Genomic DNA, 12,446 nt, shown 5'->3' with positions numbered 1-12,446 from the left:
GGCCGAAACATGTCTGTGAGACGAGCGGTGGCAATGCTCGCCGCCCTTCTGGCCGTGCTGTTCAGCGCCGGCGCCGTTCAGGCGTCGTCGCCGCAGGCCGGCACGACCACCCGCGCGGTGCGGAGCGCGCCGCCCACGGCCGAGGCCGCGCCCCTCGCGGCGCAGGCGTCGTGCACCGCCCGCAACGTCAGCCACTACGACGCGTACACGGGGCGCACCTGGACGCGTGACTGGGTGTGCGGCAATCGTGCCGGTGCCCCGCTGTACGGCTGCGCCAGTTTCATCTCCGCCTGCTCGGCGATCGGCTGGATCGACACGTCGACGAGCTGGTTCGTGTGCTGGGGCAGAGGCGCCGCGCACAACGGCGGCAACAACATCTGGTACTACACCATGGGCGACCGCATCGCTCCCGGTCGCGAGCGCAATCACGGGTGGGGCTTCATCCCCGCCGTCGACGTGTGGACGTCGACCGATCCCTGGCCCGGCATGACGGAGTGCAACATCCCGTAGGCCACCGGGAGCCGTCCGCCCGGCCCGCTCCGGTGGAGCCCCTCGCGTCCCGCCGGGGACTCCGCGCCGCGGTCCCGCCGCCCTCGTCCGCCGACCCCTTCCGAGACCCGGGCAGCCCGCTCTCACAGCAAGTGAGGACCTCTCAGGCCATGCTCCGCATCCCCAGGCACTCCCACACCAGCGCTCGCCGTGCGCCTCGGCGCCTGGTCGCCGCGACCGCGGCGCTCCTCTCCCTCTCCTTCACCGGCGCGGCGCTCCCCCACTCCGTCGCGGCCGCGACGGAACCGACGGGTGACTCCGTGACGGTCACGCCCGCGAGCCCCCAGGTGCCCGCGGGGGTCACGGCAGGCGTGGCCGTGTTCGACCGGCAGACCGGGACGTTCACCGAACAGCTCGCCCCGACCGCCACGTTCCGGTCCGCGTCGGTCGTCAAGCTCCTGATCGCCCTCGACTTCCTGTGGAACCGCAGCCCCGACACCATCCCGGCCGCCGACCGCACGCGGCTGGACGTCATGCTCCGCAGCAGTCAGGACGCCGCCGCCAACCACTACTGGTCGGCCTACGGCGGGCCGGCGATCGTCGAGCGCATGGTCACGCGACTCGGGCTCGCCGACACCGCTCCCCCACCGGCAGCCTACGAGGGGTACTGGGGCTACACGGCCATGTCGGCCCGCGACACCGTGAGGACCTACCGACACATCCTGGAGTCCGCTCCCGCGCCGGTTCGTGACTTCGTCATGGAGCGTCTGCGCCAGTCGACCCGGTGCGCGTCGGACTCCTTCGACCAGCATTTCGGCATCGCCGCCGCGTTCGACCGCCCGTGGGCCGTGAAGCAGGGCTGGTCGGGGAGGTACGCGAAGGGGGGCTGCGGCTCCGTGAGCACCACTGCGGCTCGTGGCGTCGACGGCTCGGCCCCCGCGTCCGCCGGCGCGGGTGACGCGAGCGTCGACCTGAGCCGACCGGCCCTGCACACGACCGGCACCGTCGGAGCCGGTGACCGTTCGATCGTGGCCGTCCTCACGCTGCACCCGGACGGCACGTCGTACGGAAAGGCGTACACCGACCTCGGCCGGCTGACCCGTTCCCTGAACGTTCCCGGCGGAACGGCGCCGAAGGGGAAGTGGTACGGGACGTGGGGTCAGGACGTCGCCGTCCGGACGGAACCGGTCGTCGGGGACAACCTGCTGACACGACTCCCGGCCGGCGTAGAGGTGCTGGTGGGCTGCCAGAAGAAGGGGCAGCTCGTCTCCGTCCCGCCGTACACCAACGACTGGTGGGCGTATCTGCCGCAGTACGGGGGCTACGTCACCAACATCTACATCAGCCATCCGGACAACCGGTTGCCGGACGTACCGCTGTGCACGAGTCAGCAGTGAACCCGGGGATTCCCGGAGAAGGAGTGACGATGTCGCGTACCTGGCGTTCCACCCTCGGTGTGGTCGGTGCCCTCCTGTGGGTGCTGGTGTCCGCCTTCGCAGCGGGCCCGGCCCGGGCGGCGGATTCGGACGGGCCTCGCGAGGGCGGCGGCCACACCGTGGTCATGCCTCCGGCTCCCCGGGGCGAGGGTCCGTCCTCGCGTGCCGTGGCGGCCGTGTCGCCCACGGTCTCGCCCTGGGCGGACTACGTGCACACGACGTCGGGCAGCCCCGTCACGTGCGCGTCGGGGAACCTCTGCACCGGGGTCTGGGACCCGGTGGTGGGCAAGTACAAGGTCTTCTTCCTCTACCGGTGCCACCAGTACTCCCTGTCCCACTGGAACGGCGTGGGCCAGGTGGTGAACAACCAGGTCGGCGCCGCCGCGTTCTTCTACGGCCAGAACGGCCAGGTGCTGGACGTCGTCCTGCCGGAGCCCACGCCCTTCACGTACGACTGGACGCCCGTGTGGTCCATCCGGAACTGCTGAGCAGCGCGCGTCGACACCGTCCGGGAACCGGGCGGCTCCGCCCGGTGGTCGTGGTCGCCTTCGGCGGTCCCGGTCACCGGGCGGGCTGCTTGAGCACCCGGGACGGATCGGCTCAGGCCGGCGGCGGGGCGACCGGTCGGAGCACGTGAAGACCTCCTCCACCGCAGAGGTCGACTCAGCGGGCGCCGACTTCCTGCGTCTGCGTCCGAAGAGCGCCACCGGCCCCGTAGCCTTGCGGCACGGGACAGTCGACGAGGGGGACTTGTCATGATCGTCGGGGTGCACGGAATCCGCTGTCTGCGCTATCTGGCGCGGGCCGGCAGCCCGGAGCTGGCCGCGCGGGCGCTGGCCGATGAGTGGGCGTCGGCGCTGGGAGAGTCGTACTCGTCGAAGGCGTTCGAGGCCGCCTACTACGCACACCTGCTGGACCTGGGGGCTGCTCAGGGCGAGGACGATCCCGAACTGCTGGGCCGCCCCGGCCAGGAGATGCTGATGGACTGGGTGGCGGCGCTCGGCGCACCCGAGGAGGTGACGATGGGGTGGACCACGCTGCCGGTGCGCCAAGCGGCCGACTGGCTCGCCCGGCGGCACGGTGACATGGCCCGCAGGTTCGTGGTGCTGTTCTGCCGAGAGGCGGACACCTACGTCGCCGACCCCGGATCGCCCCGTCGACAGCAGGTGCGAGCCGAGCTGAGCCGCGTGCTGGAACAGCACCGCCCACGCGTCCTCATCGCCCACTCCCTGGGATCCGTGGTGGCCTACGAGGCGCTGTGGCACCAGCCGACCGAGCTGGACCTCCTCATCACGCTCGGTTCGCCGCTCGGCCTGCCAGGGGCCGTCTACGACCGTCTGTCACTCGGCGAGGGCAACGACGCGCGCAAGGGAGAGCGCCCGCCGGGAGTGCAGCGCTGGGTCAACGTCGCCGACATCGGCGACATCGTGGCGATCCCCCGTGACCTGCCTACCCGCTTCCCCGGCATCGACGTCCACCACGAGGTCTCCCTCGGCCTGGTCGCCTCGCACACGGCGATCCGCTACCTCGGTGTGCCCGAGGTCGCCGCCGAGGTCGCCGCCCATGTCTGACAGCCGCGGGGCCCGAGAGAGGTGCGGCGCGGGCGAAGGCGCACTCCGCTGACGGGGACGCCCGCCCGCGGAACGCCGGCGGCCCGGTCAGCCCGAGCGCCGTAGGACGATCACCTCCCACTCGCAGCCCAGGGCCAGTCGGTCGCCGTGCAGGAGGAGCGAGGGCACTGCCCCGGGTAGGCCGATGTCGGTCCGCCGCACGCCCGACGCGAAGTCCCACAGCCGTACCCCGCAGTCGTCCGCGGCGGCCACCAGGGGGGCTCCACCGGCGACCGTGCAGGCGACCGCGTTGACGCCCCCCGACACCGTCAGCGCCTCACCGTACGGTCGCACCCGGCCGGCTCCGCTGCCCGGTTCCGGACGGGAGAGATCCCACAGCCGGACCCTGCCGTCCTGACCTCCCGTCACGGCGAGCGGCCTGCCATCCATGAACAGGCCCGCGAGCGCCGTCGCCCAGCCGCTGTGCGCCTCCACGGGTGGGCAGACCGGCAGGCCGGTCGTGAGGTCCCACAGCCGCAGGGTGCCGTCGTCACCGCACGACAGAGCGGTGGGGCCCGTATCGAGTTCCATGCAGGTCAAGGCGTTGACGCCGCCCGTGTGCCCGGCAAGCGGGAGTCCGCGGCGATGCCCCGTGGCCACGTCCCAGCAGTGCAGGAGTCCGTCCGCGCCGCCGGCCACGACCAGCGGCCGGCCGGCCAGCACGGTCGCGCTCACCGCGTGCACGGGGGCGGTGGCGGGGGTGAAGGGAGCACCGTACGGGGTGCCGTGTTCCGCGTCCCGACATCGCAGCAGTCCGTCGGGTCCGGCCGACACCACCAGCGACCGCCCCTCGTGGACGGTGACGGCCAGCGCGTGCACGCGAACGGGCCGATCCTCATGGGCTCTCGCGGGGCCGAGCGGGCCCCTCCCCTCGGGTGGAACGACACCTCCGGCCGGAGGGCGGGCAGGGGACGGCAGGTTCTCGTACGGTGTGCCCGAGTCGAGGTCCCAGCGGTTCAGGAGCCCGTCCGCGCCCGCCGAGATCAGCATGTCGCGTCCCCCGACGACGGCCCGGGCGAGTGCGTTGACCCAGGACGTGTGTCCGACGGCGGGTGCGACGCGCTGCCGGCCCGTCGGCACGTGCCACACGCGCAACGTGGCGTCCACGCCTGCGGATACGACGACCGGGGGGAGCGACGGCGGATGGACCAGAGCCGTCACCGCCTCCATGTGGCCCACGAATCGGCTGTGCTCGGAGCCGTCGCGCAGTTCCCACAGGCGGATCGTGCCGTCGTTGCCGGCGCTGAGCACACGAGAACCGCCCTCTTCGTCCTCCAGGCAGGCCAGCGCATAGACCGGGCCGTTGTGGCGCGGGGCGGACTCCGCCCGCAGCGCGTGCCCTGCCAGGTCCCAGGCACGCACCGCTCCGTCCTCGCCCCCGGTCACGACGCACCGCGTGCCGTCGACCACCGCGTATGCGAGGGCGTTCACACGGCCCGGATGGTAGAACGCTCCGTCCTCCCGTGAGTCACCGAGCAGCGAGCAGAGGCGGACCGTGCCCTCCTCGTCCGCCACGACGACGCTTGGGGCGTCGTCCCCCGGCACGCACACCAGAGCCGTGGTGCGGCCGAGACCGGTGCGTACTTCCTCTCGGGGCAGGTCACCGGTGAGATCCCAGAGCACCAGGCGTCCGGCGGAGTCCGCAGTCAGGGCCATGGACCGATTGGCCAGGTGCACGGCGGCCATGGCCCTGACACCACCTGCTCCCCGACCGCGCAGGCCGGGCACGGGCACGGCGGCGAGTGTCGGAAGGGAGTGCACGGCGAGCGAGTCGTCCGACCCGGCGACCACGACCACGGGCACGTCGTCGATGCGCGTGCACGCCAGCGCCCTGATCTCGCCGAGACCCGGGTCCGCCGTGTGCAGGAGACGCCCGTTGTTCGCGTCCCACACGCGCATCCGGCCGCTTCGTCCGCCGGTCACCACGACGGGAACGTCGACCAGCGCACCGGCCAGGGCGGTCGTCCGGTCCTCGGGGAGATGGAAGGTGAAGGCGTGCGCGGCGCTGATCCTGCTCCCGGTGGCCCACTGGGGACGCCACGGCATCGCCTCACCGGAGCCGGCTCCGGGGGCGGCCAGGCGGTCGGCGAGGGTGTGCGCCTGGTGCCGGACCGCGTCCACGGCCAGGATGTGCCGCCGCTGTTCGTCGGAGGTGCGCCGGTGCACGTGCGCGCTGGTGCGATAGACGACGGAGGCGCCGCGAGCGGCCTCCGAGGCCGTCCGGCCCAGCTCCGGGTCGAGCCAGTCCGGGTCGGCATGGACCAGGAACTGGGGTTCGGTGCACAGTTCGTCGAATCGGCCCGCGTCGAAGGCGTGCTGGGCGAGATGGCGGCGCAGGTAGCCGTCGAGCCCGGCCCAGCGGGGCGGACCGTCGGGAACCGGGCCGCTCAGCGAGTCGACGAGGGCGTCGTACACGGCACCGGCCACGCGGCGCTCCTCGGCATCGGGCCCCGCGACCTCCTCGGCGGTCGTCTCCGACTCCACGGACAGCCCGCGCAACTCGTCAGCGACGCTCTGGTGCAGCAGCCGGTACAGCACGGTGCCGGTCCGATCGGGTACGGATCGCACGAAGGCCCGCAGGTCACCGAGCAGCAGGGCGACCTCGGAGGCGTCCACGGCGCCGGGCGGCGGCACGTGAGGCAGGGATCCGGCCGTGTCGGTCGTCACCGTGTCTTCCGTCGCCGTCCGGTCCTCGCCCGGCGCGCCGTCCTCGTGCGTGAACAGGGCGCGGGCCACGGCGGCCACCAGGGAGACCGGCATTCCGTCCCCCTGTGCGAAGGCCAGGGCGGTCAGCACCGGCCTCAGCAACCGGTGCGCGTGCCCGTGGGCGAAGCCCAGGTCGAGCAGGGCGGGCAGATCGCGGGGCACCCCGACGCCGAGTTCCGCGGCGGAGACCGGGTTGCCCAGCAGGTGCCGGACCTCCTCCTGGGTGGCGTACGAGGCGTACAGGGCCGCCATCAGGTAGGGGCCCGTGGTGGTCGCACGCTCCGGGTCGGTCAGCGCGTCGGCGACCGCCGCGGCGAAGGCGGCCACGCCACCCCTGACGTCGCGCCGTTCGCCGGTGACAGCGCCGTGCTCCTGCGCCCCGGCACCTTCATCGGCCGCCGTTCCGTTCAGGTGGTCCGCGCGTTCTGAGCCTTCCACGCCCGCCCTGTCCTCGTCCTCGTCCGGCTCCGTCTCCCCCATCTCCCGGTCGAGGAGCTTCGTCACGTACCCGGCGAGGTCGGTGGCAAGGACCTGCCGGCTGATCCTGTCCAGGTCGATGAGAGATCCGTCGGCGCGGGCGGTGGCGATGAGGTCCGAGCAAGGCTCCTCGTCGCGTGCCGCGAGCAGGAGGCGGCACAGCGGATTCCCGTCCGGGCGGGTCAGGGTGGCCAGCGGGATCAGCAGGTCGTGGACGAGTGCGGCGGCGTCGCGGGCTTCGTCGAGCGCATCGACCACGAGCACGGGCGGGGAGCCCGAGCTACGGCTGAGGACGTCCATGAGGCGGCGGGGGTCGCCCTCGGGGCCGTCCGCCCCGCCCGCCGCGTCCGCCCGGTCCGCCCAGCCGCCGGCACGTGCCCCCGCCTGCCGGGTCAGCGAATCGACGATCTCGGCGAGGGTGCGCTGCCGCGCGTGGACGGTCAGGGGCGGTGCGATCGCCGCGCGGCTGAGCGCCGCCACCTCCGGTTCGGACCCCGTCGTGCTGCCCACGCCGGGGTGGACCGCCCGCAGCACCACTCCCAGGAGGGCCGACTTGCCCGAGCCGGGACTTCCGGTAACGACCTGAAGCCGCGACGCCGCGGGTCCTGCGACCATCCACTCGGCGAGGCGCAGGAGTTCCTCATGCCGCCCGGTGAACAGTCCGTCGTCCCGCTCGCCGGCGGTGCCGCCCCGCACCGCGAACCCTGAGAACCCGGCGCCGCCCCGGGCGTGGCGGAGGAAATGGTCGGGGTCGGCCACCTCGTCGCAGAGTACGTCGGCGGCGGGCCCGGACCCGGGGCGCGTCTGCGGCACGTCGGCCGGCCCCTGGGTGAAACAGGGGTTCGGGAAGAACGGCAGATCGGGAGCGACGGTGTCGAGGACGTCGGCGGTGACCCGGTGGGCCATGCCGCCACGCTCCTCGACCAGTTCGTGCAACCGGTCGCGGACCCGGTCGACGAACCAGTGGAAGCCGAGGTGGCGACGGCTGTGGTCGTACTGGATACGCCGTTCGGCGACGGCGTTGAGGACGTCGGCGACGGCACGGGTGAACCGGCCCTCCACGGCCAGTTCCGACGGTCCCGAGGCCGCGATGACCCACGCCCGGTGATGCCCGTCGGTCAGTCCGCTCAACTGGTGGTCGAGCCGCGCCGCGGCGCCGGAGTGGCACAGGTCCAGCAGGAACAGCACCAGCGGTCGTCCGGGGAAGTCCTCCACTGCCGACAGCCAGTTCCGGACCGATGTCCCTTCGGTGTGCACGCTGTCCGCACCCAGGGTGTACAGGCCGGTGGGCCGGACGACACCGTGGCTGAGCACGTGGACGACACACACGTCCTGCGGCCCGGCGGTCGTGAGGGCCTCGCGTACGGCGACGCCGAGGCGGGCGGCTGACGGCTGCCATCCCGGGTACGCGTCGGCCTGCCCGCTGTCCGGAGCGTGCCCGTCGGGCGTCGGGGACCCGGCCCCGGACACGCCGCGTGGGAGCTCCTCTCCAGGGGCGGCGTCCGGGCCCGTGAGCCGCGTGCACCGGTAGCGATAGGGCTCCCGCTCCAGCGCCTCGGCCAGGGCGGCCACCCGATCCGGCGCGAAGGTCAGCGGGTCGGGTCCCTCGTCGTCCAGACCGTGCTCGGAACTGGGTGCGAACCAGGACACACCGATGCTCAGGGCATACCGTCGCCCAGCGGGGGTGTCCACAGCATGGGGGCCGCTCGGCAGTCCCGGCCCGTTCGCGGGCTCGTCGGCGGCGGACTCCACCGACGCAGTGCTCGTCACGGCCAGGACCCTCCCGTGCCATCGCGGTGGCCTCCGGCAGGATCCGCCCGGCCGGCCTCCTCCCCCGCCCCGGCCACGGCGACGAGTTCGACGCCGAGCGGATCGCTCGGGCCCCAGTGGGCGCGCGCCTCCTCGGCCAGGTTCCGTGCGGCAGCCACGTCACCGCACTCGACGAGGAAGCGCACCTGAGCGCCCACGGCCGCCCGGACGGAGGGGTCCCGGTCCGTCAGGGCTCCGATGGACGCGAGATGGCAGGTGAGGGCGGCTCTGTCGCGTCGCCGCCCCGCCTCCGCCCCTTCCGCCCCATCCGCGACGTGGGTGCCCGGGGAGGAGGTGAGGGAGGAGACGCAGCTGACCAGAGCGGCGCGTGCCAGCCGACGTGCCGCCCCTGTGCGGTAGGTGTCCATGTGCCGCTGGCGTGCGCGCCGTACAGCGGGGTGCACCGAGAGCAGGGCGTCCTCCGGCGACGACTGCGCCAGAGCGCACCGGATGAGCGCACCGACGGCCGCCTCGGTCGTCTCCGTGGCGCCGGGCAGGACGTGCCGCAGCAGCGCCGGCGGGACCGGTCCGGGACCGAGCACGGCGAGCAGGTCCAGCAACGGCGCCGCCTCCGGATGCCGCTTGCCGACGTGTTCCAGGACCAGGTCGCACACTGCCGCCACGGGGTCGGGCAGTGGCTCTGCGGGCGGTGCTCCGGGGGTGGGGTCGCCGCCGAGCGCGGCCAGCAGCGCGGCTCCGGACTCCTCGGTGGGGCCGCCGTCGGAGAGGAGGCCGGCGGCCATGGTGAGCGCGAGCGGCAGGTGGTGGAGCCGCGTCGCGACACGGAGGGCCACGGGCGGGGACAGTTGCGGCACGAGGCCGCGCAACATGCCCATGGACGTGGCGGGCCTGAGCGGGGGCAGATGAAGCACGGCGAACGGCTCCGGCCACGCGTCGACGGTCGACGTGATCAGGAGGGTTCCCGGCCGGCTCGGGAGCGTCGGGGGCACGTCCTGCGGCCGTGCCCCGTCCATGACGAGCAGCCAGGTCGCGGCCTGCCCCGCCGCGTGCGCCCGGTCGACGGCCTCCTCAAGATCCACCGGTACGCCGAACGAGGGGGTGCTGTCGGCAGCCGTCCACCGGACGTATCCGTAGGAGGCCCCGTGTTCGGCGACGTAGCGGGCGGCGACCGCGGTGGTGCCGCCGCCTTCGCGGGCGACGAGCACGATGCGGGCCGGCTCGGCACCTTCGCCGGTGGCCGGCCGAGCGGCCCGGCTCAGGTCGGCGAGGACGGCGTCGCGGTCCAGGAGAGGCGCCGGTACGGGCATCGCGCCGGGGGCGTTCTGCGGCCTTGGCCCACCGCCCGCCGACGTGCCGTGGACGGCCGCCCCGGGCACCGCCTGCCGGTCGAGTCGCTGGGCGAGTCCCTCGTACCGATTGCTCAGGTGACGCAGCACCTGGGCCGTCACCGTGGCGAAGTGCTGCTCGGAACGGGCGACCGCGACGGCCTCGTCCGTTTCGGCGACCAGCGCGGTGAAGGTCACCGCCGACTGTCCCGAGGAGAGTTCGCGCAGGACGTGGTCCGCGACCAGGGTGAGGGTCTGTAAGGCCTCCGTGCGGCGGATCTCGCTCAGCAGCAGCTCGCGGATGCCCGGCCGGAAATCGAACAGGACCCCGCGTACGGTGTCACGATCCTGTCGTGGGACATCGGAGGGGCCGGACCACGGCACCCGGGTGACGAGCCCCGTGAACAGCACTTCGGTCAACACGGAGTTGCGGCCGTCCTGGCACACCGCCCGCTGGACGAGCCTCATCACCGGCAGGCTCAGGGGGACCACCGCCAGATGACGTGCCAGGCGAAGCGCCGCCGGGCTGAGGTGGGCTTTGGCGGCCTCAAGCCGCGTCTGCGCCGGGAGGTCCTCGTCGGCGGGGTCCTCCTGGCGCAGCCGGGCGGTGTCCGCGGCCGGTGTGCCCTGCCGTTCGGGCACGATCGCCACCATCGTCGGCCAGACGGGCAGTTCGCCGCTGATCAGGGAGGCCCACTGGCCGAGCCAGAGCGGGGTCATCTCCAGCACGGGGACGGCCATGCCCCGGGCGGGATCTGCCTGCTCGGGCAGCGGTGTATACGTCTGCCGTATGTTGGGCGCGCCGGGCGCGCCGGCGTGCAGACGTACGGCTTGCAGGTCGAGGGCGGTGCGTTCCCACATCCCTCGGGGCAGGGAGTGGACGAGCGCCACCGGACCGGTCCTGCCCCAGGTGCGCAGGAGCTGCAGCAGCGTGCCGTCCGACCAGGCGGGACTGATGCAGTCCGACACCACCAGTACGACGCGGCGGCCCGTGGGGTCGACGATCTCCATGGGGCTGCGATCGCGACCCGGGCCCGCGGGGGACCGCAGGACGACCCCGCGGGTGGCGACCTCTTCCGTGGGCAGGGTCCATTGCTGCACGGAGCGGAACGCCCCTACGCTGACGAGCACGGAGAGGAACTCCTGCACGGTCTCCCGCCAGATGGCCATGGAGATGCTGTCGTCCACCACGAGCGCCAGGTCGAGCCAGCGGCTCGGCGCCGGGCTCAGGACGGGCAGCCACAGGGCGGTGTCTGCGATGTGCTGCACCGTGGCCTCCTCGTCCAGTTCGGTCCGGTCCGGGGACGAGGCCCGGCGGGTCAGTGGGCGCAGCGACCGTACGAGCCGATGCGGGTCCGGCAGTGCTCGGGGGGCCGGCAGTCGCAGCAGCGACGCCGTCCCCTTCTCGTCCGTGCGGTCACCGGCACCCGGAAGGTACAGGTCGAGCCGCGGTTCCGGGGAGCCGTCGGGAGGCCGACCGGACAGCCGGGGCTCGCCCGCGTCCACGGCCACGTCCTCGGGCCGTGGCGGCGGTCGGTGTACCGGGTCGTCGTCGAGCACGCCGGAGCCGTCCCCGGGCAGCCCGGCCGGGGACGGCAGGCGCGCGGCGAGCCAGAGCGCGTCCGCGAGGTCTTCCGCTTCGATCGGGTGACCGCCCAGGGCCCGCAGCAGGTGCTCCAGAGGCAGCATCAGTCACCCGGTCCCAGTGGTCTCAGTACCTGCTTCAGCAGCTCCGCCTGGGTCTCGCTGGTCCCGTCGCCGAGCAAGAGGTAGACGGCGTTGAGGAGTTGGTCGGTGGACAGGGTGCCGTGCGCCCGCCGTTCGACGAACTCGTCGATCAGGCCCGCCCCTCGGCGGACGCCCTCGTCCCCGAGGTGTGCCTCGACGATCTCGGCCAGCCGCCGCTTGTCGGGACTCGGCAGGTCGAGGCGGATGCAGCGCCGCAGGAAGGCCGCGGGGAATTCCCGTTCGCCGTTGCTGGTCAGGATGACGACGGGGAAGGTGGTACAGCCGACCCAGCCGCCGGTGATCGCGGCCGTGCCGTCACCGGGCCCGGTGCCGTCGTCGTCGGTGTGGACCCGGGCCGTCGGGGTCGTCCTGGACGACCGGGCGAGCTCGGGGATGACGAACTCGCCGTTCTCGAACACGTGCAGGAGGTCGTTGGGCAGGTCGAGGTCGCTCTTGTCGATCTCGTCGATCAGCAGCACGCGGGGTCGCTCGACCGGGAGGAGGGAGGTACCGAGCGGCCCGAGACGGATGAAGGCGCCGATGTCCGGCTGCTCGGGACGGTATGCGTCGTCGTGTACGGAGCCGGCCCCGTCGTACCCCGTCGGTTCGCGGGGCGAGCGGGAGGACCGTCCGCTCGCGGCGAGGCCCGCTTCCTGCAACCGTCCGATGGCATCGTAGGAGTAGAGACCGTCCTTGAGCGTGGAGCGGCTCGTGATGGGCCAGTGCAGGACCCGGCCGAGACGCAGTTCGTGCGCGATGTGGTAGGCCAGGGACGACTTGCCGGAGCCGGGAGGCCCTGTCACCAGGAGCGGGCGACGCAGCATCAGAGCGGCGTTCACGGACTGCACGGTCGCCTCGGTGGCCCGATAGATGTGGGCCCGCGTCCCGGCGCGACCGACGTGCTC

At 73.2% G+C, this 12,446-nt stretch carries 7 protein-coding genes; 4 read left to right on the top strand and 3 right to left on the bottom strand.

The annotated features are described in order from the left end of the window. Positions 1–9 precede the first annotated feature (9 nt). From ACZ4XX_RS12155 to ACZ4XX_RS12140, 4 genes are all read left to right on the top strand, one after another. The gene (locus tag ACZ4XX_RS12155) at positions 10–510 is read left to right on the top strand and encodes a hypothetical protein (protein ID WP_468507830.1); all 501 of its coding nucleotides are present in this window, start codon (positions 10–12) and stop codon (positions 508–510) included. Between the two features lie 149 nt (positions 511–659). Further along, positions 660–1,886 carry a hypothetical protein gene (locus tag ACZ4XX_RS12150; RefSeq protein WP_468507829.1) on the top strand — a complete coding sequence of 409 codons (1,227 nt, stop codon included), beginning with the start codon at positions 660–662 and terminating at the stop codon, positions 1,884–1,886. A gap of 29 nt (positions 1,887–1,915) precedes the next feature. Beyond that, positions 1,916–2,413, top strand: a complete 498-nt coding sequence (locus ACZ4XX_RS12145) for a hypothetical protein (protein ID WP_468507828.1) — start codon at positions 1,916–1,918, stop codon at positions 2,411–2,413. A gap of 267 nt (positions 2,414–2,680) precedes the next feature. Further along, positions 2,681–3,496 (top strand): hypothetical protein, encoded by an 816-nt coding sequence (locus tag ACZ4XX_RS12140; protein ID WP_468507827.1) that lies wholly within the window; start codon positions 2,681–2,683, stop codon positions 3,494–3,496. Between the two features lie 87 nt (positions 3,497–3,583). Here ACZ4XX_RS12140 and ACZ4XX_RS12135 read toward each other — a convergent pair whose 3' ends face one another. Genes ACZ4XX_RS12135 through ACZ4XX_RS12125 form a run of 3 tightly spaced genes read right to left on the bottom strand, consistent with a single transcriptional unit; the run spans position 3,584 to position 12,380 of the window. Further along, a complete protein-coding gene (locus tag ACZ4XX_RS12135; RefSeq protein ID WP_468507826.1) occupies positions 3,584–8,488 on the bottom strand; it encodes an AAA family ATPase in 4,905 nt (1,634 codons plus the stop codon). Continuing rightward, the gene (locus ACZ4XX_RS12130) at positions 8,485–11,502 is read right to left on the bottom strand and encodes an SAV_2336 N-terminal domain-related protein (protein WP_468507825.1); all 3,018 of its coding nucleotides are present in this window, start codon (positions 11,500–11,502) and stop codon (positions 8,485–8,487) included. The genes ACZ4XX_RS12135 and ACZ4XX_RS12130 overlap by 4 nt, the downstream gene beginning before the upstream one ends. Then, positions 11,502–12,380 (bottom strand): AAA family ATPase, encoded by an 879-nt coding sequence (locus ACZ4XX_RS12125; RefSeq protein WP_468507824.1) that lies wholly within the window; start codon positions 12,378–12,380, stop codon positions 11,502–11,504. The genes ACZ4XX_RS12130 and ACZ4XX_RS12125 overlap by 1 nt, the downstream gene beginning before the upstream one ends. Positions 12,381–12,446 lie beyond the last annotated feature (66 nt).

The organism is Streptomyces sp. NPDC029956, assembly GCF_055574655.1.
The sequence above is the reverse complement of the archived record's forward strand: the minus strand, read 5'-3'. Positions and strand labels throughout refer to the sequence as shown.

Coding starts and splice junctions, on each gene's coding strand:
- ACZ4XX_RS12155 (WP_468507830.1), top strand. CDS start 10: ATGTCTGTGAGACGAGCGGTGGCAATGCTCGCCGCCCTTCTGGCCGTG.
- ACZ4XX_RS12150 (WP_468507829.1), top strand. CDS start 660: ATGCTCCGCATCCCCAGGCACTCCCACACCAGCGCTCGCCGTGCGCCT.
- ACZ4XX_RS12145 (WP_468507828.1), top strand. CDS start 1,916: ATGTCGCGTACCTGGCGTTCCACCCTCGGTGTGGTCGGTGCCCTCCTG.
- ACZ4XX_RS12140 (WP_468507827.1), top strand. CDS start 2,681: ATGATCGTCGGGGTGCACGGAATCCGCTGTCTGCGCTATCTGGCGCGG.
- ACZ4XX_RS12130 (WP_468507825.1), bottom strand. CDS start 11,502: ATGCTGCCTCTGGAGCACCTGCTGCGGGCCCTGGGCGGTCACCCGATC.